Source organism: Halosaccharopolyspora lacisalsi (assembly GCF_014137975.1).
GTDB classification, from domain to species: domain Bacteria; phylum Actinomycetota; class Actinomycetes; order Mycobacteriales; family Pseudonocardiaceae; genus Halosaccharopolyspora; species Halosaccharopolyspora lacisalsi.
Window position 1 is genome coordinate 393,828 of sequence record NZ_JACGWZ010000001.1, and the last position, 20,696, is coordinate 414,523.

Consider the following 20,696-nt stretch of genomic DNA (forward strand, 5'->3'; position numbering starts at 1 on the left):
ACGAAGGGGCGTCATGGATACTCCGGCGATGCGGTCGGCGGGCCGGATCGACGACCTCGTCACCGGCGCCGGACTCGTGGCCGGTGCGGCCAACGTCATCATGCAGCTCGGGCGTCCCGGCGTCGGTCACGGCGTCCTTGAGAGCACTGTGGACAGCGGGAACCTGTTCCGCCGCCCGTGGAAGCGCGCCCGCACCACGTTCACCTACCTCGCCGTGGCCACCATGGGCAGCGAAGAGGAGAAGAGAGCCTACCGACGGGCCGTGAACCGCCAGCACGTCCACGTCCGCTCCGGCGAATCCAGCTCGGTGCGCTACAACGCCTTCGACCCGCAGCTGCAGCTGTGGGTGGCCGCGTGCCTGTACAAGGGTTTCGAGGACTCGTACGAGGCGCTGGCCGGTGCGTCGCTCTCGCCGGGCGAGCGGGAAGCCGTTTACGCGGCCTCCGCGCCGCTCGGGACGACGTTGCAGGTGCCGCCCGGGAAGTGGCCGGGCAGCCGGGACGAGTTCGAGGAGTACTGGCAGGAGGGGCTGCGGAAGGTCTCCGTCGACGAGCCGGTGCGCGAGCTGCTGCTGTCCGTCGCCGTTCTGGATTTCCTCCCCGCGGTGCTGCGGATCCCGTTCGGGCGGTTCAACCGCTTCGTCACCACCGGCTTCCTTCCCGCGACGTTCCGCGAGCAGCTGGGGCTGCGTTGGAGCGACGAGGACCAGCGCCGGTTCGACCGCGTTTGCCGAGGCGTCGGCGCGGTGGCGCTGCGCCTGCCCAGGAGCGCGCGGCAGTTCCCGCTCAACGCCTTCCTCGCGGACCTGCGCCGCCGGATGCGCAAGGGCCGGCCGCTGGTGTGACGGTTGGGAGTCGCGGTGCCGGCCGGGCCGCGCCGAGGGGCCGGTACGTCGGATCGGAGCAATCTCTCAGGGGCTGTCCGTGGCCGACTGCGCGGCCAGGAAGGCGTCATACCAGTCGATGGTGGTGCTCAGTCCGTCCACGAGTGGGGTGGGCTGCCTGCCGGTGATCCGCTCGCCGAGTTCGTGGATGTGCTCGGTGCTGACCGCGGGCACCGTGGGCAGGTGCCACACCCGGCCGGTCGCGGCCTCGGCGGTGGCGGTGCCGAGATCGGCGAGACCACGGGCGACGTCCGGCAGGTAGGAGTAGCTGTGCGGCAGCGTGGTGTCGCCGAACCCGAGTGCGGGTTCTCCGGTCAGTACGGCCGGGAAGAACGTCGCGCCGAGGGTGGAGTTCAGCACGCGCGGACCGTAGAAGTCGGCGGCTCGCCCCGGGGCGATTCGGGCGTGACCGGTGCGGTGCGCGTCCAGGTAGTCCTGGTCCAGCGCGGCGCGCATCCGGCCCTTCCCGCTCGTCGCGGCCCGGGGAGTGTCCTCCGTGATCGCCGCGCCGTCCGCCTCGCCGTACGGGTGGAGCGTGTCGAGCACCACGAGCCGGGCGTCGTTCCGGCCCGCGGCGGTGAGCACCGCCCGGCCGATTCCCGGCATCGACTCCTTCTGGAGGTGATACGGCACGTCGACGGCGTGGTAGATCGTCGCGGCGCCTTTGGTCGCGGCTACCGCCCGGTCGAGGGAGGACACGTCGGCCTCCACCGTCTCGACTCCGGCGGGGGCGTTCTCGATCGGACTGCGGTTGACGTGGCGTACACGGAGTCCGCGCGCGACCAGCTCGTCCACGGTGGTCGTTCCCGCGGGGCCCGCGCCGAGCACGACGTGCAGTTCACCGGTGGTCGTGGTCATCGGTCCTCCAAGTTGTGAGTGACTGGTCATTCACTTCTCGGGGCGCGTCGTTCCCGCCTCGGCGATCCGGTCGGACGGATCAGGAAGCCGGGCCGTGCCGGATGCCCGTCGTGAGTGCGGCCGCCCAGTCGGCATCGGTGTCGAACGCGTCTACGGCGGTCAGCAGGTGGCACAACTGGCCGCGCGCGACGAACTCCTGAGCTTGGCTCGCGTCGGCTCCTGCTCGGGACGTGGCCAGTGAGGTGATCCTTCCGACGCCCTCGCGGACGGCCGCGGCGACCTCGGGGGTCTGGGTCGTGGCCAGTGCCTGCACCTGGAGCAGCAACAGGTCGCGATCGGCGATCAGCTCGGCGTACCGCGCGCCCATGCGGTCGAGGACCTCGGTGGCCTCCGCGTGCCCGGCCTCGTCGGCGGCCTTTTCGAGCACGTCGACGATGCGGTCGTAGCAGTCGTCGATCGCCGCGACGAACAGGTCGACCTTGCGCGGGAACAGCTTCATGACGTACGCCGAGGAGATTCCGGCGTGGTCGGCCACCCGGGTGACCGGACTGGTGGCGTATCCGGAACGGGCGAACACGGTCACCGCGCTGTGGATGACCGTGCGCCGGCGCTCCTCGGCCGTCGACCTCGAATCCGCCCTCATGGTGAGTGACCATACACTCACCGATCGTCTCGTTCAACGCTCGTTTTCCGGGCCGACCGAGGCACCGGGAGAGCGACCGCCACAGGTACTGGCGTCCGTGCTGCTTTCGCTCTAGTCTTGCGGTACGCGCTCGCCGCGCCCGTCCGGTCCGCTCGGATCACGGGATAATTTAAGAAGGATATTAGGCTGGTCTCAGCTTCCTGTCAGCCGGCGTCCTTAAGCTGTCCCCATGAATTCCGACGACACCACGAGCACGGAGACCATCGACAGCCCCGCGGAGAAGGCGGAAGAGCCGTCGGCTGCCGAACGGTCGCGGGAGGATGCCACGCAGGAGTCGACCCCGCAGGAGTCGGCGCAGGAGGCGACGACGCAGCAGCCGACGGCAGAGGCGACGACGCAGCAGCCGACGGCAGAGGCGACGACGCAGCAGCCGACGCCGGAGCAGGTCGCGCAGCAGCCGGCCGCGCAGCGGACCGAGGCCGCCGGTGGTTTCGGAGCGGGTGCCGCGGCCGTGGCCAGTGCCGGCCTCGGGGTGATCTCCCTGACGGGGACGTCGCTCGGGGACATGCTGCGCGCCCGCGGCGAGATCGTCGGTCAGATCAGTGCGAGCTCCGGCGGTGGTGGCAATCCCGTCGAGGCGCTGTACGGGACTCCCTGGCACACGGCCGCGTTCGTCAACGGCATCTTCGCCCTGGTCGCCGTGCTCATCGGCGGTGTGACGCTGGCCGTGTGCGCCGGGCGCACCAGTACTCAACCGTGGGTGCGAGCCGTGGCCCTGGGCGGCGTGGTGCTCGGCGGGATCGGAGTGATCGTCACGGCTGGCATGGCCCTCGACCTCTTCGCCGCCCAGCCCGCGATGCCCACGATGGGTGGTGCCGGTGGCTGAGTGACGGGCGCCGGGGCACGATCCGCAGCACCGGTCGTCACGCATCGGTCATTGTTCAATCACTGAAGGTGACCACTGGGCGTGGTCGGTGCCCCGGAAGGGCTCACGCGCACGGACGAGGATTGTTCCATTCCGATGACGGCGAAAACGCTGCTGTGCACAGAACTTCATATGTAATTCATTTTCTTGTCACAAAAAAAGAGTAGTTCTTACACGATCGAGTGTTTCCGGTCATTTTTCGTTGGCGATCGGTAATGTCGTGGCTAGTGTGGGAGTGCCTTGACTCGGTAATTTTCGGGCGTGTCCGCACGTTCGTCAATGCTGCCGAGCTTCCGCTTTGCTTCCGTTTCGGAACGGCCCCATCATGAGTGCTTCGACAGCGGGCGCGGACACCGATGCGTCATCGGCCCGGATTCCGAGCCAGCGCCGTCGGGCGTCCGCCCACGAACCCTCCGACAGCGGCCTCCCCACGGTTCTCATGGGACTGACCGTGCTCAGCGGCATCATCGACGCGGTCAGCTACCTCGGGCTCGGGCGGCTGTACCTGGGGAAGATGACCGGTAATATCGTCGTTCTCGGTATCTCCACCGCGCAGGTGCCGGGGTTCTCGTTGAGCGCCCCGGGGACCGCGCTGTTGTCCTTCCTGGTGGGAGCCGTTCTGGGAGGACGGTTAAGGACCGATCTCGGGCATACCAAGTTCCGGTGGGTGACGGTGGCGCTGGCGCTCGAGGCGAGCCTGCTGGCGGCCTCCGCGAGTACCGCCGGCGTGGCCGCCGCGGACGGCTCCGGACTGACGGAGACCGAGATCCTGGTTCTGATCATGTTGCTGGCCATGGCCATGGGGCTGCGCAACGCCACCGTGCGCAAGCTCGCGATCCCGGACATGACCACCACGCTCATCACGCTCACCCTGGCCGACGTGGCTGCCGACTCCTTTCTGGCGGGGCGGCGCAATCCGCGCTTGAACCGCAGGATCGGTGCCGTGCTCTCGATCTTCGGCGGGGCGCTCCTCGGCGGTTACCTCGTGTTCAGGTACGGGTTGGCGGTGCCGTTGGCCGTCGCCGCCGCGCTGGCCACGGCGCTGGCCGTCGGGTATCCGGCGTCGTGCGTGTGGCGTGCCCGCGGGCGCACCCGTCGCTGATGGCGAGGATTTCGCTCGCATCGGTGAGGGCGTGGTGCCGGTGAAATATGAAAGCGATTACGCAAGCGCTTTCGTATGATGTGTCCGTGGCGATGACGGCCGAGAGGCGATCGGGTGGATTTGCCGTAGCAATCGCTTACGTAACAACTTTTCGCGCGGTAGGATTGCCGGAACGGGTTTTCGGGAGGTTCGGGAGGCATCGTGACGACCATGGCTACGGTCGCCCGGGTGGCGGGCGTGTCCGTCGCGACGGTCTCGCATGTTCTCAACGACACCCGGCCGGTTCGTTCGGCGACTCGTCAGGCCGTCCTCGAGGCGGTCGACGAGCTCGGCTACACGCACAACACGCTGGCGCGCTCGCTGGTCACCGCGAGCACCCGGACCATCGCCGTGGCCATTTCGACGGTGAACAACCCGTATCTCACCGACCTCCTGCAGGGCATCGAGGCAGAGGCCGTCGCCAGTGGCTACACCCTGTTGTTCGGTGATCCGCACGACGACCCGGACCACGAGCTGGACGTGGTGCGCACGCTGCACCAGCGCAGGGTGGACGGTGTGATCGTCGCCCCCTCCGCGCGTCCGACCGAGTTGGTGCGCTACCTCGACCGGCACCGGGTTCCCGCCGTTTTCGTGGACCGGTTGGTCGGCGAGGGATACGACCAGGTGACCGCCGAGAGCGCCGAACCGGTGGCGCGGCTGGTCGACCACCTCGCCGAGCACGGTCACCGCAGGATCGGGATGGTCTCCGGGTTGCCGGGCCTGAGCACGACGGCGGAGCGCGTCGCGGGCTACCGGCAGGGTTTGTGGCGGAACCGGCTGGTCGACGAGGACCTGATCGCGACCGGTTACTCGGAACCGGACGGAGCCTACGGCGCGGTGTCGCGGCTGCTGTCCGACGAGACGATCACGGCGCTGGTGACCGGTAACAACTTCATGACCATCGGTGCGATGCGTGCGCTGCGGGACACGGGACGTTCGATCCCCGAGGACATCGCGCTGGTCTCCTACGACGACTTCGCCTGGGCGGACCTGTTCTCCCCACGCCTGACGGCCGTCGCGCAGCCGAGCCGCGAACTCGGCGTGCGGGCGGTGCGGTTGTTGTTGAGTCGGCTGGCCGACCCCGAGCAGCAGCCGCGCACCGTCCGGTTGCCCACCACCCTCATGCACCGGGAATCCTGCGGCTGCCGCACCTGAGGTTTTCAGGTGCGACGTGCGTCCAGGGCTTCCGCCAGCTGGTTCTCGGCTTCCGGGCCCGCGGGTACACGAGGCACGCGAGTCAGGAACACCACCCCGACGGTCCAGAACACGATCATGATCAACCACTCGTGCGGCCAGGCCAGGGCGGCCGGCATACCGGGCAGGCACACCACGATCAGTGCGGAACTGAGCACCGCGGCCAGCACTCCGACGGTGCGGGCAGCGCGTACGCGGTACGGGCGCGCCAGCTCGGGTTCCCGTCGCCGCAGGACGAGGAAGGACACGGCGACCAGCAGGTATCCCACGGCGATGTTCGTCGCGCCGGCGTTGGACAACCACGTCAGCATCCTGTCGCCGAACAGCGGTGCGAGCACGCTGATCGCCCCGACGAACAGCACCGCGTTGCTCGGGGTCCGGTGACGCGGATGCAGCCTGGCGAACCAGCTCGGCAGCATGCCCGAGGTGCCCATGGCGTAGAGCAGTCGGCTCGCCCCGATCAGCAGCCCGTTCCAGCTGGTCAGGATTCCGGCGATGCCGCCGAGGACGAGCACCTGCCCCATCAGCTCGCTGTGGTAGACGGCCGTCATGGCCGCGGCGGTGTCCAGTTCGGAGGCTTGCAGTGCTCCTCCGCTCAGCGCGGTGCCCACGGTGAGTTGGACGAGGACGTACCAGGCTGCTGCCAGGAGCACCGAGAGGACCAGCACCCGACCGATCTGGCGGTAGGGCAGCTTGATCTCCTCGGCGGACTGGGGGATGACGTCGAATCCGACGAACAGGAACGGTGTGGCCACGACGACTCCGAGCACACCCGTGGCGCCCCCGGTGAACAGCGGTTCGGCGTGGCTCCACGAACCGCCGAGAACGGAGCCCACCACCAGCAACGCGCCGATGCCGAGCAGGAAGAGCACGGCCAGCGCCTGTATCACGGTGGCGGGACGGATGCCCACGTAGTTCACCGCGGTGATCGCGACGGCGCCACCGACACCGACGAGTACCCAGCTCGGGTAAACTGCGGACCCCGCCATGGTCCACAGGGGGCTCGTCGACAGCGCTGCCGTCGACGTCCCGGGGAGCAGGTAGGACACGGTTTCCGGCAGTGCCACGGCTTCGAAGGCGACCACCGAGACGTAACCGAGCAGGACCGCCCACGAGGCGACGAAAGCCCAGCGGGTTCCCAGCGCACGCAGCGCGTAGTGGTGCTCCCCGCCGGCCTTGGGCATGGCGGCCACGAGCTCGGCGTAGGTCAGCCCCACCAGGCCGACGACCATACCTCCCACGGCGAAGGCCAGGGCCGAGCCGAGCGTGCCCGCCTGCGCGAGGTAGTCGCCGGCCAGCACGACCCAGCCGAATCCGATCATCGAGCCGAATCCGAGCGCGATGACGTCCCGGCGTCCGAGCACTCGGACGAACGCCTCCTCGGTACTGCTCATGCTCGCTCCCACGTGAACGCAGTCACCGCCGGCGGGCGGTGGCGATCATCTTCGGTCGCGTGCGAGGCGATTCGCAAGAGCCGTGGAAGTGGTGGGAAGCGGTGCCGGAGTGGCCGGGTCCGGTCGGTCAGGAGGAGGGAACGGCGCACTGCCCGCGGTCGGTGCGCACGGGTCCGGAGTCGCCGGGCCTGATGTCGACGTCGAAGATCTCCGTCGGCAGGTACAGCGTGCAACAGGCGTTGGGGATGTCCACGATCCCGCTGACCCGTCCCTCGATCGGCGCCGCGCACAGGATGAGATACGCCTGCTGCCCGGTGTAGCCGAACTGCTTGAGGTGGTCGATGGCGTTGAGGCAGGCGCGCCGGTAGGCGATGGTGGCGTCCATGTAGTGCTGCTCGCCGGACTCGTCCACCGACACTCCCATGAACGAGAGGAACTCGGTGTAGTGCGGCTGCTGCCTGCCCGGCTCGAACAGCGGCATGCTCGTGCCGTAGCGGCGCATCCCGTCCTTGATCAATCCCACGCCGATGTCGACGTGGCCGCCCATCTCCACGGCTCCGCAGAAGCTGATCTCGCCGTCGCCCTGGGCGAAGTGCAGGTCCCCGATCGAGAAGTTCGCCCCGGGGACGTAGACCGGGTAGTACACCCGGGAACCGACACCGAGATTCTTGATGTCGACGTTGCCGCCGTGCTCACGAGGAGGGACCGTGCGCGCCCCCTCGCGGGCCACGCGGTCGCGGGCCGCGCCGGTGAGCGTGCCCGGCAGGGCGGCGGATTCCAACGGTGGCAGTGCCAGCGGCGGAACCCGGTCGGGGTCGGTGTCGACGAGGGCCCGTTCGCGCCTGTTCCACTTGGTCAGCAGCTCCTCCGAGGGAGCGCATCCCGCCAGGCCGGGGTGGATGTTGGAGGCGATGCGCACTCCGGGCAGGTGGCGCGAGGTCGCGTAGCGACCGTGGAAGTCCCAGACCGCCTTGCCCGCTTCGGGGAAGTGGTCGGTGAGGAAGCCGCCGCCGTTGTCCCTGGCGAAGATCCCCGTGTAGCCCCAGCCCTGGCCGGGCTGGCCACCGCGACCGCGCTCGACCGTGTGCGCCGGGCCGATGTCGAGGTAGTCGACGACGAGCAGGTCACCGGGTTCGGCACCCGCGACGGCGACGGGACCGCTGAGCATGTGGTTGTGGTCCAGCACCATGTCGCGGACGTCGTCGGCCGAGTCGTTGTCGCCCACCTGGCCGTCGGTCCAGTCCTTGCACTCGATCCGGAACTCGTCGCCGGGACGCACCTCGGTGACCGCGGGGATCTCGGGATGCCAGCGGTTGTGCCCGGGAACGTCCTGGTCGTGCATCGACTTCGTCTGGTCGACGTGGAACACCGTCTCGGGCATGGGGCCTCCTCGCCACCGGTCGGGGTGGGTCTCGCGCACCACCCGTGCTCCCGTGATAGCAGCGTTGCCGTCGGCGCGCGACCGGATCTCCCCGGCCCGGCGGCGCGGGCCGGGGAGAGGGCGACCTCAGGCGAGGTTCTTTTCCATGGCCTTCAGGTAGTTGCTCGTGAAGTGGTCCCGGAGCCCGTCGCCGGCGGGAGCGAGCGGGTCGGCGGTGAGTCCTCCGATCCTGTCTCCCAGGGTGCTCAGGTACGTCGCGTCCTCGTGCACGTTCCCGCCCGCGTCGAGGTAGCGCACGCTCTGCACGTGACTGCAGAGCGGCTCCGGCGGCACCGTCGGGACGACGTCGTTGTTGGCGAAGCGGAAGCAGCTGCGGCTCCTCGAAGTACAGCCGGGCCCCGGCCAGCATGGCCAGGGCCCCGCCGAGGCTGTGCCCGGTGATCCACAGGGTCTGCTCGTTGGTGCGATACTCCTTGATCGCGTCCCGAACGTCCGGGTACGCCGAGTCCAGCGCCTGGCTGAACCCGAGGTGGACCATGCCGTGCTGCGCAGGACCGGGGGCGGTGGGTGCGTTGACGTCCGAGAGCCAGTCCTTGATGTTGGTCGGTTCGGTGCCGCGGAACGCCATGATGACCATGTTGTCGCTGGCCGCGACGTGGGCCTGCGTGTCGTCCAGCGGGAACGACTCCTCGTGGCTGGTGTGGAAGAACCGGAACCGGTCGAAACCCCACTCGCCGGTCCTGGCGCGGATCGTGGACTCGTCCTCGTAGGCCAGTTCGGCGGTTCCGCACAGCCAGTAGGCCTGGTGCGTCCCGTACTCGGTGGCGTGGTGGTCGATGGGGCGATGGTCATCGGCGTGCACCTTTCGTCGTGCTTCGACGGAATTGCCGTGACCAAGTTAGAAGTCGTGGGGGCCGTGTCCGTGGGAATCAGAACGGCGTGAGAGTGACTTTTCACGACGATTCCGATGCTCGTCGTGAGTATCTCCTCCGCGGAAACGAGTTCTCGCCCGAATCACCAGTTACGAGGACGCCACCTCGGAATCGTCGGAACGCGAGGCGGGACGTCGGGACCAGAAGGAGGCCACGGTCGCCCCCGAGAGGTTGTGCCAGACCGAGAAGACCGCGGCGGGCAGGGCGGCCAGTGGCGTGAAGTGGACCGTGGCCAGGCTGGCGGCCAGCCCGGAGTTCTGCATCCCCACCTCCACGCTGACAGCGCGACGCGCCGCTTCGGTGAGTCCGACCGCCTTCGCGGCGAAGTAGCCCAGCGCCATGCCGCAGGCGTTGTGCAGGACGACGGCCAGCAGTACGAGCAACCCGGCGGAAAGCACCGTCCGGGCGTTGGATCCCACCACGGCCGCGACCGTGACCACGATCCCCAGCACCGACACCAGCGGCAGGAGCGGAAGCGCGCGCTCCACCGCACGGGGAGCGAGCCAGCGCGTGCCGATACCGGCCACGACGGGAACGAGCACGATCTTGACGATGGACAGGAAGACCCCGACCGCGTCGACGGGCAGCGCCGAACCGGCCAGCCCGAGCACCAGCAGGGGCGTGAGCAGCGGTGCGAGCAGGGTGGAGAACGACGTCATCGCCACCGACAGCGCGACGTCGCCGCGGGCGAGGTAGACCACGACGTTGGAGGCCGTGCCGCCGGGGGAGGAGCCCACGAGCACCATGCCCACCAGCAGGGTCGCCGAGAGCCCCAGGGCCGCGCCGATGCCCCAGCCCAGCAGCGGCATGACGACGTACTGGGCGAGCAGTCCCACCAGCACCGCCCGGGGATGACGCAGCACCACGGAGAAGTCACCGGGCCGCAGCGTCAGCCCCATGCCGAACATGATGACCCCGAGCAGCAGCGGAATCGCCGGGGCCGCGCTCGCCGTGATCCCCGGCAGCAGCAGGCCCACGGCGGCGCCGGCCAGCACCAGCAGCGTGAACCACCGACCGATGAATTCGGCGATTCCGCGCAGCGCGCTCATCAGCCCGTGTCCTTTCATGACAGAGGTCACCGCGGGAGAGGATTCCGCGGGAGGGTCGGTGACACACTGGCTCCGACGAGGATGTCTACCCGAATTCGTCTCACCGTGTAAAGGCGTCCCGAACCATGGACACCAAGAGGCAACGACGTGGTGCCGACATCCCGGCGTTCTCGCCGAGGCCTGTCGCGGCGGTGAAAGCGTCGTCGTGTTCGATTCAACGCGCACCGTCATGATTCCGGCGGGTTTTCGCGACGATCAACCCGGGTATGCCTCACACGAACAGCCGGTGACCTCCTCGGCGCGGGATCGCCGAGGAGCACCGCACTCACCAGGAGGAGGGTAATCGTGACCACAGCCAGGGAGATCATGACCGCCGGTGCGGACTGCGTGCGTACCGACCAGACGGCCGCCGACGCCGCTCGCCTGATGACCGACCGCGGGGTGGGCGCGCTGCCGATCTGCGGCAAGGACGACAAGATCAAGGGCGTGCTGACCGACCGCGACCTGGTCGTCAAGGTGCTCGGCCCCGGCCGTGACGCGGGCACGTTCCCGGCCGGGGACCTCAACCAGGAGGAGGCCGCCACCGTCGGCGCCGACGACGCGGTCGAGGACGTGCTGGCCACCATGACCCGCTACAAGGTCCGTCGGCTGCCCGTCATCGACCAGCAGCGGCTCGTCGGCATGATCTCGTTGGCCGACGTCGCTCGTGCGCTGCCGGAGTCGCAGGTCGGTGACCTGGTCGAGGTCCTCAGCAGCGAGTGAGTCCTCCGGGGACTCTCCGCGGGGGTTCCACGGTTGGAGCATCACCGGTGCGGGAACACCGGGAGGAGGACTCGTGGAGTGGCCGGTGGTTCCACCGGCCACCGACCGCGGGGAGGTGTCGACATGTCAGAGAACCGCCCCGACCCGGATCACGGATCATCCGGTCCCGATCCGGATCGCGAAACACCCGGGCCCGATCCCGACGTGGTTCCCGGACTGGGGCCGGGCGGGGACGTACCACCCGGAGAGACGCCACCGGAATCGGCGACGACCTCGGGCCTGTCCCGGCAGGAGAAGGGGCCGGTCCGCTGGACGCACCTGATCACGCTGTTCGCTCTGCTGATCGTCGTGCTGGCCGTCGCGGCGTTCTTCGGCGGATATCTCTTCGGGTTGTTCCAGATCTGACGAGGATGTGCGGTTTCGGAGCGAATCGCACATCCTCGCCGCGCCGTTCCTCCGGTGGATCACCCGCTGGGCGAACGGCCGCCGTGCTTCCTCCTGAGCCACAGCAGCGTGATTCCGGGCAGGAGCGCGAAAACCCCCAGGGCCACCGCGCCGGGGACGGAGCCGCCCGCGAGGCTGACCAGGGCCAGCACCACGAGAAAGACCATCGTCGCCAGCAGCAGGCCGTGTAGCGTGCGCGCCCGCTGCCGAGGAGTTCTACGGTCGAAACACCGCAGCCTCATGGCCAGGTCCGGGTCGTCCTCGGTCAGTTGGTGCTCGATGGCAGCCAACCGTTGCCGCTCCCGCTTGCTCAACATGCCGACCCCCGGCACGAGTGCTCCTACCGTTGCCCGTTCGACCTCTCGGTTTCCCGTTTCGGCGGCTCGTTAAGCCCCTCCCGGGCACCGAGTTCAGCGATGGATGGTCGTCATGCCCTGCTCGTTGTAGCGCTGGCCCGCGGCCACGCCGCGTGGTGCGACCGCCTCGATCGCGTCGAGATCGGACTGGCTCAGCGAGATGGTGGCGGCCCCGAGGTTCTCCTCCAGGTACTCGCGCCGCTTCGTGCCCGGGATGGTGACGATGTCCTCGCCCTGGGCGAGCACCCAGGCCAGCGCGAGCTGCGTGGGGGTGATGCCCTTGCGGTCGGCGAGCTGGTGCACCTGGTCCACCACCGCCAGGTTGCGGTCGAAGTTCGCACCCTGGAACCGGGGCGATCCCCGGCGCCAGTCGTCGGTGGGCAGGTCGTCCAGCCCCCGGATCGTGCCGGACAGGAACCCGCGCCCCAGCGGTGAGTAGGCGACGAAACCGATGCCCAGTTCGCGGCAGGTGTCCAGCACGCCGTTGTCCTCCGGTTCACGGCTGAACAGCGAGTACTCCGTCTGCACCGCCGTGACCGGGTGGGTCTCGTGCGCCCGCCGGATCGACTCCGGAGCGGCCTCGGAGATGCCGAGATAACTCACCTTGCCCGCTTCGACCAGCTCGGACATGGCTCCCCACGTCTCGGCGACGGGCACGTCCGGGTCCACGCGGTGCTGGTAGTAGAGGTCCACGTGGTCCACGCCGAGCCGTCGCAACGAGCCGTCGACGGCCTGCCGCACGTACTCCGGCCGTCCGTTGACCCGGCCGACGAGGTTGCCGTTGGCGTCGACCTCGTTGCCGAACTTCGTGGCGAGCACGACCTCGTCACGACGCTTGCCCAGGGTTCGCCCGATCAGCCGCTCGTTCGTCCACGGGCCGTACATGTCGGCCGTGTCGAGGAACGTGGCACCGAGGTCGAGCGCGCGCAGGATCGTGGCGGCCGACTCCTGGTCGTCACCGCCGGTGTAGGCGAAACTCATGCCCATGCACCCCAGCCCCTGCGCGGGCACGGTCAGGCCCTGGCTTCCCAAACTCCGTTGCTGCATGTCAGTGGCTCCAGGTAAGTCGCTGTGGCTTCGGGCTCACCGGCGGCGGCGTAGCTTCTTGTCGGCCAGCGGTGCGGGGGTCCATCCCGCGTCGGCGGGGTTGAGGTTGGTGCCCGGCGGGACGATCTCGTCGACGCGGTCCAGGGTCTCCTCGTCCAACCGGACGTCGGCGGCGCCGAGCTGGGATTCGAGTTGTTCCATGGTGCGCGGCCCGATGATCGGGGAGGTGACCGCCGGGTGGGCCAGCGTGAAGGCCAGCGCCAGCTCGACGAGGCTCACCCCCGCGTCCTCGGCGACGCCGATCAGGGACTCGACGGCGTCGATCTTGGCGGCGTTGTCCGGCGAGTTCGGGTCGAACCGGGACATCGCCCACTGGGAGCGCAGGCTGTCCGTGGCCGTTCCCCTGCGGTACTTGCCGGACAGCCAGCCACCGCCGAGCGGGCTCCAGGGCAGCACCGCCATGCCGTACTTCTCGGCCGTGGGCAGCACGTCGGTCTCGATGCCACGGGTCAGGATCGAATACGGTGGCTGCTCGGTGACGAACCGCTCGCGACCGCGCTGCTCGGCGGTCCAGTGCGCCTCGACGATCTCGTGCGCGGGAAACGTCGAGCAGCCCGCGTAACGGATCTTGCCGGCGCGGACCAGGTCGCTGAGCGCGGCCAACGTCTCGTCGATGTGGGTGTCCGGATCCGGCCGGTGGATCTGGTAGAGGTCGATGTGGTCGGTGCCCAGCCGGCGCAGGCTGTTGTCGACCTCGCGAACCAGCCAGCGTCGCGAGTTGCCGCGGGTGTTGGGATCCTGCCCCATCTGGGCGTGAGCCTTGGTGGCCAGCACCACGTCGTCACGGCGTCCGTCGGCCAGGGCCTTGCCCACGATCTCCTCGGACTCGCCGTGGGAGTACACGTCGGCGGTGTCGATGACGTTGATCCCGGCGTCCAGGGCGCGGTGGATGATGCGAACCGAGTCGTCGTGGTCGGTGTTGCCCCAGGCCCCGAAGTTCATCGCCCCCAGCGTCAGCGGACTGACCCGGACTCCGGTGCGGCCGAGTGGCACGTATTCCATCTCGAAGGCTCGCTTTCCTCGGGACGTTCACCGCCGGTCACCACTCCGGTTTCCGTCGTTCCGGCGGGTGAGGTGAACACCGGTGATCTTATCGAAGGTTTTTGACGGTGGGCAATCCGACAACGGCGCGTGCGTGTCGCGTCGGCCCGAAAGGGCGGTGGCATTCGGGTGATTCCCCGTGAAAGCGTCGGCGTGCGCGTGTGCCCGGACCGATGGCGAATGCGCGCAGTAATAGTGAAAGTCGTTCATTCGGTTTCCGCGCCCCGATCGCCCCGGCGCCTCCGGGACGCCGATCTCGTGGGCCCGTCGCGGCCGGAGGCGCGCGAAGTGATCGCTTCCCCAGTGTGTCGCTTGTCACGAGAGCTTGTTCGGGGCAGAGTTTGCGAGTAAGGCAGTCACCCACCTGAGAGGTGTTCTCCCATGCCCGCTACGACCACCGAGCTTTCCGACGTTCTCCGGGCGCTGGCTCAGCTGCGCGCCGGTGTCGGTGCTCTGCGCGCTCGCTACGGCGACGTGGCCGAGGTGCGCCGGATCGACAACGATCTGGAGCGACTGGAGATCGACGTCGCCGATCTGTCCACGGTGAATCCCGCGCCGATGCAGCGGCACGGCGGTACGAAACAGCGGGAGATGGTCGAGGTGCCGGACACCCCGTACGACTCATCGCTGTGGCGCGATGTCGACGAGGAGGGCATGGGTGGCTGGAAGCACGAGCACTGACGAACAGGAACGACGGCGAGGTTGTCGATGTCAGCTCCCACCACCCGGGCAGGCCGCGCCCGCACGTCCGCACGCACCCTGCGAACCGACCGGTGGTGGTTACCACCGCTGGTGACGTTCGTCGGACTGTCGCTGTTCGTGATCTACGGACTCGTCCGCACCTTCATGAACCAGTGGTACTGGGCACCGGAGTACCACTACCTGGCTCCGTTCTACTCACCGTGCCTGAGCACCTCGTGCGTGCCGGGAGCGAGCCACCTGTTCGACGTCCCGTTGCCGGGGTGGTTCCCACCGCCGATCATCGTGCTGCCGTTCGTCCTCGGGTTCCGGTTGACCTGCTACTACTACCGCAAGGCCTACTACCGCTCGTTCTGGGCGTCCCCACCGGCCTGCGCGGTGACCGAGCCGCACAGCCGCTACACCGGCGAGTCGCGGTTCCCGCTGATCCTGCAGAACGCGCACCGCTACTTCTTCTACCCCGCGCTCCTGGTCGCCGCCGTGCTCACCTACGACACCGTGATCGCCTTCCACGGCGTCGGCGGCGGGGTCGGCGTCGGGCTGGGCACCGTGCTGATGCTGATCAACGCCGTGCTGCTGTGGGCCTACACCCTGTCGTGCCACTCGTGCCGCCACCTGGTCGGTGGTCGGATCAACCACTTCTCCAGGCATCCGGTGCGCTACTGGATGTGGACCCAGGTGACCAAGCTCAACGGCAGGCACATGATGCTGGCGTGGGCCTCGCTGATCTCGGTGGCGGTGGTGGACCTGTACGTGATGCTGGTGGCGGGGGGAGTGTTCCCGGACCTTCGCCTGATCAACTGAAAACGCCTGATCAACTGAAAACGAGGAGTCGGTACCACAGATGGCAGACATCGAACGCCACGACTACGACGTGATCGTGATCGGGGCCGGTGGCGCGGGGTTGCGCGCCGCGATCGAGGCGCGGAGTCGGGGCCTGCGCACCGCCGTTGTGTGCAAGTCGCTGTTCGGCAAGGCCCACACCGTCATGGCCGAGGGCGGCATCGCCGCCTCGATGGGCAACGTCAACTCCCGCGACAACTGGCAGGTGCACTACCGCGACACCATGCGCGGCGGGAAGTTCCTGAACAACTGGCGCATGGCCGAACTGCACGCCAAGGAGGCCCCGCAGCGGGTCTGGGAACTGGAGACCTACGGTGCCCTGTTCGATCGCACTCCGGAAGGAAAGATCAGCCAGCGCAACTTCGGCGGCCACGAGTATCCGCGGTTGGCGCACGTGGGCGACCGCACCGGGCTGGAACTGATCCGCACCCTGCAGCAGAAGATCGTCTCCCTGCAGCAGGAGGACCACGCCGAGCACGGTGACTACGAAGCCCGGCTGCGGGTGTACCCCGAATGCACCGTCACCGAGCTGCTGCTCGACGAGGGGCGCATCGCGGGTGCGTTCGCCTACTGGCGCGAGAACGGGCGGTTCCTGCGACTGGAAGCGCCCACCGTGGTGCTGGCCACCGGTGGGATCGGCAAGTCGTTCAAGGTCACCTCGAACTCCTGGGAGTACACGGGGGACGGGCACGCGCTCGCGCTGCGCGCGGGAGCGAACCTGATCGACATGGAGTTCGTGCAGTTCCACCCGACCGGGATGGTCTACCCGCCCAGCGTCAAGGGCATCCTGGTCACCGAGTCGGTACGTGGCGACGGCGGAGTGTTGCGCGACGCCGAGGGGCGCCGGTTCATGTTCGACTACGTGCCCGAGGTGTTCAAGGGCTCCTACGCCGACAGCGAGCAGGAGGCCGACGGCTGGTACTCCGACCCGGACAACAACCGACGACCCCCCGAACTGCTGCCGCGCGACGAGGTGGCCCGCGCGATCAACAGCGAGGTCAAGGAGGGGCGCGGCTCCCCGCACGGCGGTGTCTACCTGGACGTGGCCAGCAGGCTCCCGGCCGAGGAGATCGCGCGTCGCCTGCCGTCGATGCACCACCAGTTCAAGGAACTGGCCGATGTGGACATCACGGCCGAGTCGATGGAGGTCGGCCCCACCTGCCACTACGTGATGGGAGGTGTGGAGGTCGATCCCGACACCGCCGCGTCCGGGGTGGCGGGACTGTTCGCGGCCGGGGAGGCGGCCGGCGGGATGCACGGTTCCAACCGGCTCGGCGGTAACTCACTGGGTGACCTGCTGGTCTTCGGCAAGCGCGCCGGAGCCGGCGCCGCGGAGTACGTGGCCGGGCTGGGAGCCCGGCCGGAGGTCTCGCAGGCCGATGTGGAAGCCGCCGAACAGCGCGCGTTGCGGCCGTTCGAGGAGAGCGGCTCCGCGGCGGCGCAGCACCCGTACGCGCTGCACGGCGAGTTGCAGCAGGTGATGAACGAGCTGGTCGGCATCATCCGTCGGGGCGAGGAGATGAGCTCGGCGTTGGACGAGCTGGCCGAGCTCAAGGACCGCGCGGGTCACATGGCCGTGTTCGAGGGCAACCGCCAGTTCAACCCCGCCTGGCACCTGACGCTGGACGTGGCCAACATGCTGCTGGTCAGCGAGTGCGTGGCCAGGGCGGCACTGCGGCGCACCGAGAGCAGGGGCGGACACACGCGCGACGACCATCCCGGCATGGACGCGACCTGGCGGCGACGACAGCTCGTCTGCGAGCACCGCGACGGCGCGGTCACCGTCACCGAACGGACGCATCCGCCGATGCGTCGGGACCTGCTCGAGCTCTTCGACATCACCGAGCTGCGCAAGTACTTCACCGCGGACGAGCTGGGCGAAGTCACCGCTGAACTCTGAAAAGGCACGAGGAAGGACGAGCGCGACGATGGCATACCAGGCGCATCTCCAGGTGTGGCGCGGTGACGCCGATTCCGGCGAGCTGCGGGACTACACCGTCGAGGCCAACGAGGGCGAGGTGGTGTTGGACCTGCTGCACCGCTTGCAGGCCACCCAGTGTCCGGACCTCGCCGTGCGGTGGAACTGCAAGGCGGGCAAGTGCGGATCGTGCTCGGCCGAGGTCAACGGGCGTCCACGGCTGACCTGCATGACGCGCATGTCGGTCTTCGCCGAGGGCGAGACGATCACGGTCACGCCCATGCGGACGTTCCCGGTGATCAAGGATCTCGTCTGCGACGTGTCCTACAACTACGTCAAGGCCCGCGAGGTGCCGTCGTTCACGCCGCCGGAGGGGCTGGAGCCGGGGGAGTACCGGATGCAGCAGGTGGACGTGCAGCGCTCGCAGGAGTTCCGCAAGTGCATCGAGTGCTTCCTGTGCCAGGACACCTGCCACGTGATCCGCGACCACGAGGAGAACAAGGAGTCCTTCTCCGGACCTCGCTTCCTGATGCGCGTCGCGGAGCTGGAGATGCACCCGCTGGACAGCTACGAGGAGGCCGGAGGCAACCGGGCCGAGGAGGCACGCGGCGAGCACGGCCTCGGCATGTGCAACATCACCAAGTGCTGTACCGACGTGTGCCCCGAGCACATCCAGATCACCGACAACTCGCTGATACCGCTCAAGGAGCGCGTCGCCGACCAGCGCTACGACCCCATCACCCGCTTCTTCCGCCGCAAGAAGGACTGAGTCCCCGGTGGTGTCCTCCGACGACGCCCCGGCGACGTTCTCGCCGGGGGCCGAGGCGCCCGTGGATGCCCGGGTGCGTGGAGAGTGCGGTTTCGCGCGAATCCGTCAAAATGCGGTTTCGCGCGAAACCGACGGAACCCTCGCCCGGGTGCCGTCGCGCACCTCCACCGGTCGTGAGCGGGGTCAGGTGAGCTTGATCTGGCGGTTCACGTCCTTGTAGAGCAGGTAGCGGAACCTGCCCGGGCCGCCCGCGTAGCAGGCCTGCGGGCAGAAGGCGCGCAGCCACAGGAAGTCACCGGCCTCCACCTCGACCCAGTCGTTGTTGAGCCGGTACACCGCCTTGCCCTCGAGCACGTAGATCCCGTGCTCCATCACGTGGGTCTCGGCGAACGGAATGACGGCGCCCGGCTCGAAGGTCACGATGTTGACGTGCATGTCGTGGGCGAGATCGTCCGGGTCGACGAACCGCGTGGTCGCCCAGGCGCCGTTCGTGTCGGGCATCGGCGTGGGCTCGACGTCCTGTTCCTGGACGGTGAACGCCTCGGGGGCGTGGCCCTCGAGGGGCTCGTAGGGCTTGCGCACCCACTGGAAGCACGCCCGTTCCGCGGACTCGTTGGCCACCGACCAGTCCGACCCGGCGGGGAGGTAGGCATAGCCGCCGGGTGCGAGGAAGTGGTCCGTGCCGTCGATGGTGACGTGCAGGTCGCCGGTGAGCAGGAAGAGCACCGATTCGACGCCGCTCTCGGGCTCGGGCTCTGTGCTTCCACCGCCCTCGGAGACCTCGACGATGTACTGGGCGAACGTGGTGGCGAAGCCGCTGAGGGGCTTGGCCAGGATCCAGGCCCGAGTACGGTTCCAACCCGGCAGGTTGCTGGTGACGATGTCGCGTAGTACGCCACGAGGAATGACCGTGTAGGCCTCGGTCATGACGGCGCGGTCCGTCAGCAGCGTGGACTGCGAAGGCAGACCGGCCTCCGGTGCGTAGTACGTCGGCTCGCTCAAGTGGGACTCCTGTCCTGGTCGTGGCGGGTTCACGCGCTGCCGGGGTCGGCGCCGTCCTGACGGCGCCACGCATGAGGAACGGACCTTCGCAGCCTAGACAACCCGCGCTGCTCTTCGGAAGCCGTTGGGCCCGCGCGACTTCGTGATGAATCAGGCAAGTGGCCGTGGTGGCGTTTTCTCGCCACTCCCGCCGCGGCGAACGGCGCCGCCACTACATTCGATGCCAACTCGAAGCGGGTTCGAACGACCGTCCGTGAACGCCCACCGTACGAGTGTCCGCCGACTCGCTCGCCGCCGAAGCTCCTCTCCTCGGCGCCGAGCGCCCCGGCGGCCGGGCACGGCCCCGGCCGCCGGGTTCCACCGTCCGGGCGTCGCAGTCAGTCGGTGCCGGTGCGCTCGATGTTCAGCTGTTGGTTGCGGGCGGTGAAGGAACGTCCGAGATCGGCCACCTCACGTTCCATCTTCGGCATGAGCCGGCGGGTCAGGGGACGCATCAGCAACCCCGTGAACCGCGCGGCGGGCACGTTGCGCAACCAGTGCATCAACATGATCGAGCGAGGGACGTAGACGCGGCGGGCACGGCGCCGCACCCCGTCGGCGAGAGCTCGGCCACACCGCTCGACGGTCGTGGTCGAGCGCATCGGCCAGGGCAGGCGACGTCGCATCTCGCTGAAGGTGGGCAGGTCGGAGGAGACGTCGCGGACCAGATCGGTGTCGATCCAGGAAGGGTGTGCGCTGCCCACGGCCACGCCGTGGTGGGCTACCTCCGAGTGCAGGGCGCTGGCCAGCGCCTCGCAGCCGGCCTTGCTCGCGGTGTAGGCCGCCATCCCGCCGATCGGCGCGAAAGCCGACAGCGAGGAGACCGCCAGCAGGTATCCGCGCCGGTCGATGAGGTGCGGAAGGGCCGCTCGTGCCGTGTGGAACACGCCGTTGAGGTTCACGTCGACGGTCTTGGTGAAGGCGCGCGGATCGTGACCGCGCACCGTGCCGAAGGGAGCCACCCCGGCATTGGCGATCACGACGTCGATTCCGCCCATCGTGGTGACGGTGTCGGACACGGCGGCCTCGATCGAGGCCGGGTCGGTCACGTCGGCCTCGAACCAACGGTGCTTCGGTCCCAGCTCGGCGGCCATCGCCTCGAGCTCGTCGGGTTCCAGCCCCACCAGGGAGACTCGGGCGCCGCGACCGGCCAGCACCCTGGCGGTCTGCGCACCGATCCCCCTGGCGGCGCCGGTGATCAGGACGACTTTGCCGGACACGGACATCGACATGGGGCTCCCCGTTCCTACTCGGCAGTAGTTTACTCATAGTAGGCTGGAGCGATCGCCGGCGAAAGGGTGCGAAGGGCGCCGATC

The 20,696-nt window shown here is 68.6% G+C and carries 22 protein-coding genes and 1 pseudogene; 11 read left to right on the forward strand and 12 right to left on the reverse strand.

What is annotated here, in order from left to right; genetic code table 11:
* Window positions 1-13 precede the first annotated feature (13 nt).
* Window positions 14-844, forward strand: coding sequence for an oxygenase MpaB family protein (locus FHX42_RS01920; RefSeq protein ID WP_235986874.1), 831 nt, complete (start codon window positions 14-16; stop codon window positions 842-844).
* A gap of 66 nt (window positions 845-910) precedes the next feature.
* Here the strand turns inward: FHX42_RS01920 and FHX42_RS01925 are convergent, their stop codons facing one another.
* The gene (locus FHX42_RS01925; RefSeq protein ID WP_182542443.1) at window positions 911-1,741 is read right to left on the reverse strand and encodes an NAD-dependent epimerase/dehydratase family protein; all 831 of its coding nucleotides are present in this window, start codon (window positions 1,739-1,741) and stop codon (window positions 911-913) included.
* Window positions 1,742-1,820: 79 nt separating this feature from the next.
* Window positions 1,821-2,384, reverse strand: a complete 564-nt coding sequence (locus FHX42_RS01930) for a TetR/AcrR family transcriptional regulator (RefSeq protein ID WP_220479435.1) — start codon at window positions 2,382-2,384, stop codon at window positions 1,821-1,823.
* A 229-nt stretch (window positions 2,385-2,613) separates the two neighbouring features.
* Between FHX42_RS01930 and FHX42_RS01935 the strand changes: the two genes are divergently transcribed.
* The 3 genes from FHX42_RS01935 (at window position 2,614) to FHX42_RS01945 (ending at window position 5,605) form a co-directional block, all read left to right on the forward strand.
* Window positions 2,614-3,270: a hypothetical protein gene (locus tag FHX42_RS01935; protein ID WP_182542444.1), complete on the forward strand. Its 657-nt coding sequence runs from the start codon at window positions 2,614-2,616 to the stop codon at window positions 3,268-3,270.
* Between the two features lie 364 nt (window positions 3,271-3,634).
* Entirely contained in the window at window positions 3,635-4,411 is a 777-nt protein-coding gene (locus tag FHX42_RS01940) for a YoaK family protein (protein ID WP_182542445.1), read from the forward strand.
* 210 nt (window positions 4,412-4,621) lie between these two features.
* Window positions 4,622-5,605, forward strand: coding sequence for a LacI family DNA-binding transcriptional regulator (locus tag FHX42_RS01945; protein ID WP_220479758.1), 984 nt, complete (start codon window positions 4,622-4,624; stop codon window positions 5,603-5,605).
* A 5-nt stretch (window positions 5,606-5,610) separates the two neighbouring features.
* Here FHX42_RS01945 and FHX42_RS01950 read toward each other — a convergent pair whose 3' ends face one another.
* The 4 genes and pseudogenes from FHX42_RS01950 to FHX42_RS26165 all read right to left on the reverse strand — a co-directional run.
* The gene (locus FHX42_RS01950) at window positions 5,611-7,038 is read right to left on the reverse strand and encodes an APC family permease (RefSeq protein ID WP_182542447.1); all 1,428 of its coding nucleotides are present in this window, start codon (window positions 7,036-7,038) and stop codon (window positions 5,611-5,613) included.
* Window positions 7,039-7,165: 127 nt separating this feature from the next.
* Window positions 7,166-8,419, reverse strand: coding sequence for a formamidase (gene fmdA / locus FHX42_RS01955; protein WP_182542448.1), 1,254 nt, complete (start codon window positions 8,417-8,419; stop codon window positions 7,166-7,168).
* Between the two features lie 126 nt (window positions 8,420-8,545).
* Window positions 8,546-8,725, reverse strand: a complete 180-nt coding sequence (locus FHX42_RS26160) for a hypothetical protein (RefSeq protein ID WP_235987132.1) — start codon at window positions 8,723-8,725, stop codon at window positions 8,546-8,548.
* Window positions 8,726-8,849: 124 nt separating this feature from the next.
* Window positions 8,850-9,056, reverse strand: a pseudogene (locus FHX42_RS26165) (lipase family protein); the annotation flags it as partial.
* Between FHX42_RS26165 and FHX42_RS26170 the strand changes: the two are divergent.
* A complete protein-coding gene (locus FHX42_RS26170) occupies window positions 8,992-9,189 on the forward strand; it encodes a hypothetical protein (RefSeq protein WP_235987133.1) in 198 nt (65 codons plus the stop codon). The pseudogene FHX42_RS26165 and the gene FHX42_RS26170 sit on opposite strands and share 65 nt — an antisense overlap.
* Before the next feature lie 251 nt (window positions 9,190-9,440).
* Here FHX42_RS26170 and FHX42_RS01965 read toward each other — a convergent pair whose 3' ends face one another.
* Window positions 9,441-10,400, reverse strand: coding sequence for a bile acid:sodium symporter family protein (locus tag FHX42_RS01965; RefSeq protein ID WP_182542449.1), 960 nt, complete (start codon window positions 10,398-10,400; stop codon window positions 9,441-9,443).
* Window positions 10,401-10,745: 345 nt separating this feature from the next.
* Here FHX42_RS01965 and FHX42_RS01970 point away from each other — a divergent pair, with 345 nt between their 5' ends.
* Together FHX42_RS01970 and FHX42_RS01975 are read left to right on the forward strand one after the other, a co-directional pair.
* Window positions 10,746-11,162: a CBS domain-containing protein gene (locus FHX42_RS01970; protein ID WP_182542450.1), complete on the forward strand. Its 417-nt coding sequence runs from the start codon at window positions 10,746-10,748 to the stop codon at window positions 11,160-11,162.
* Window positions 11,163-11,285: 123 nt separating this feature from the next.
* Window positions 11,286-11,567 carry a DUF6480 family protein gene (locus tag FHX42_RS01975; RefSeq protein WP_220479437.1) on the forward strand — a complete coding sequence of 94 codons (282 nt, stop codon included), beginning with the start codon at window positions 11,286-11,288 and terminating at the stop codon, window positions 11,565-11,567.
* 59 nt (window positions 11,568-11,626) lie between these two features.
* Here FHX42_RS01975 and FHX42_RS01980 read toward each other — a convergent pair whose 3' ends face one another.
* From FHX42_RS01980 to FHX42_RS01990, 3 genes are all read right to left on the reverse strand, one after another.
* Window positions 11,627-11,938, reverse strand: coding sequence for a DUF3040 domain-containing protein (locus tag FHX42_RS01980; RefSeq protein WP_182542451.1), 312 nt, complete (start codon window positions 11,936-11,938; stop codon window positions 11,627-11,629).
* A gap of 78 nt (window positions 11,939-12,016) precedes the next feature.
* Window positions 12,017-13,009 (reverse strand): aldo/keto reductase, encoded by a 993-nt coding sequence (locus FHX42_RS01985; RefSeq protein WP_182542452.1) that lies wholly within the window; start codon window positions 13,007-13,009, stop codon window positions 12,017-12,019.
* Window positions 13,010-13,045: 36 nt separating this feature from the next.
* Complete coding sequence (locus tag FHX42_RS01990) at window positions 13,046-14,071, reverse strand: aldo/keto reductase (RefSeq protein ID WP_182542453.1); 1,026 nt, start codon at window positions 14,069-14,071, stop codon at window positions 13,046-13,048.
* Between the two features lie 420 nt (window positions 14,072-14,491).
* Between FHX42_RS01990 and FHX42_RS01995 the strand changes: the two genes are divergently transcribed.
* Genes FHX42_RS01995 through FHX42_RS02010 form a run of 4 tightly spaced genes read left to right on the forward strand, consistent with a single transcriptional unit; the run spans window position 14,492 to window position 18,339 of the window.
* On the forward strand, window positions 14,492-14,791 hold the full coding sequence (locus tag FHX42_RS01995; protein WP_182542454.1) for a hypothetical protein: 300 nt from the start codon (window positions 14,492-14,494) through the stop codon (window positions 14,789-14,791).
* 27 nt (window positions 14,792-14,818) lie between these two features.
* Window positions 14,819-15,613, forward strand: coding sequence for a hypothetical protein (locus tag FHX42_RS02000; RefSeq protein WP_182542455.1), 795 nt, complete (start codon window positions 14,819-14,821; stop codon window positions 15,611-15,613).
* 40 nt (window positions 15,614-15,653) lie between these two features.
* Window positions 15,654-17,552, forward strand: a complete 1,899-nt coding sequence (locus FHX42_RS02005; RefSeq protein ID WP_182542456.1) for a fumarate reductase/succinate dehydrogenase flavoprotein subunit — start codon at window positions 15,654-15,656, stop codon at window positions 17,550-17,552.
* A gap of 28 nt (window positions 17,553-17,580) precedes the next feature.
* Window positions 17,581-18,339, forward strand: a complete 759-nt coding sequence (locus tag FHX42_RS02010) for a succinate dehydrogenase/fumarate reductase iron-sulfur subunit (protein ID WP_182542457.1) — start codon at window positions 17,581-17,583, stop codon at window positions 18,337-18,339.
* A gap of 183 nt (window positions 18,340-18,522) precedes the next feature.
* Here the strand turns inward: FHX42_RS02010 and FHX42_RS02015 are convergent, their stop codons facing one another.
* Window positions 18,523-19,341, reverse strand: a complete 819-nt coding sequence (locus FHX42_RS02015; RefSeq protein ID WP_182542458.1) for a bifunctional allantoicase/(S)-ureidoglycine aminohydrolase — start codon at window positions 19,339-19,341, stop codon at window positions 18,523-18,525.
* A 377-nt stretch (window positions 19,342-19,718) separates the two neighbouring features.
* Window positions 19,719-20,612, reverse strand: coding sequence for an SDR family oxidoreductase (locus FHX42_RS02020; protein WP_235986875.1), 894 nt, complete (start codon window positions 20,610-20,612; stop codon window positions 19,719-19,721).
* Window positions 20,613-20,696 lie beyond the last annotated feature (84 nt).

Bases quoted from the DNA above. Each gene is read 5' to 3' on its own strand.
- FHX42_RS02000 (WP_182542455.1), top strand. From the start codon at position 14,819: ATGTCAGCTCCCACCACCCGGGCAGGCCGCGCCCGCACGTCCGCACGC.
- FHX42_RS01945 (WP_220479758.1), top strand. From the start codon at position 4,622: ATGGCTACGGTCGCCCGGGTGGCGGGCGTGTCCGTCGCGACGGTCTCG.
- FHX42_RS01925 (WP_182542443.1), bottom strand. From the start codon at position 1,741: ATGACCACGACCACCGGTGAACTGCACGTCGTGCTCGGCGCGGGCCCC.
- FHX42_RS02010 (WP_182542457.1), top strand. From the start codon at position 17,581: ATGGCATACCAGGCGCATCTCCAGGTGTGGCGCGGTGACGCCGATTCC.
- FHX42_RS01950 (WP_182542447.1), bottom strand. From the start codon at position 7,038: ATGAGCAGTACCGAGGAGGCGTTCGTCCGAGTGCTCGGACGCCGGGAC.
- FHX42_RS01995 (WP_182542454.1), top strand. From the start codon at position 14,492: ATGCCCGCTACGACCACCGAGCTTTCCGACGTTCTCCGGGCGCTGGCT.
- FHX42_RS01930 (WP_220479435.1), bottom strand. From the start codon at position 2,384: ATGAGGGCGGATTCGAGGTCGACGGCCGAGGAGCGCCGGCGCACGGTC.
- FHX42_RS02020 (WP_235986875.1), bottom strand. From the start codon at position 20,612: ATGTCGATGTCCGTGTCCGGCAAAGTCGTCCTGATCACCGGCGCCGCC.
- FHX42_RS01990 (WP_182542453.1), bottom strand. From the start codon at position 14,071: ATGGAATACGTGCCACTCGGCCGCACCGGAGTCCGGGTCAGTCCGCTG.
- FHX42_RS01935 (WP_182542444.1), top strand. From the start codon at position 2,614: ATGAATTCCGACGACACCACGAGCACGGAGACCATCGACAGCCCCGCG.
- FHX42_RS01940 (WP_182542445.1), top strand. From the start codon at position 3,635: ATGAGTGCTTCGACAGCGGGCGCGGACACCGATGCGTCATCGGCCCGG.
- FHX42_RS02005 (WP_182542456.1), top strand. From the start codon at position 15,654: ATGGCAGACATCGAACGCCACGACTACGACGTGATCGTGATCGGGGCC.
- FHX42_RS01975 (WP_220479437.1), top strand. From the start codon at position 11,286: ATGTCAGAGAACCGCCCCGACCCGGATCACGGATCATCCGGTCCCGAT.
- FHX42_RS01985 (WP_182542452.1), bottom strand. From the start codon at position 13,009: ATGCAGCAACGGAGTTTGGGAAGCCAGGGCCTGACCGTGCCCGCGCAG.
- fmdA (WP_182542448.1), bottom strand. From the start codon at position 8,419: ATGCCCGAGACGGTGTTCCACGTCGACCAGACGAAGTCGATGCACGAC.
- FHX42_RS01920 (WP_235986874.1), top strand. From the start codon at position 14: ATGGATACTCCGGCGATGCGGTCGGCGGGCCGGATCGACGACCTCGTC.
- FHX42_RS01965 (WP_182542449.1), bottom strand. From the start codon at position 10,400: ATGAGCGCGCTGCGCGGAATCGCCGAATTCATCGGTCGGTGGTTCACG.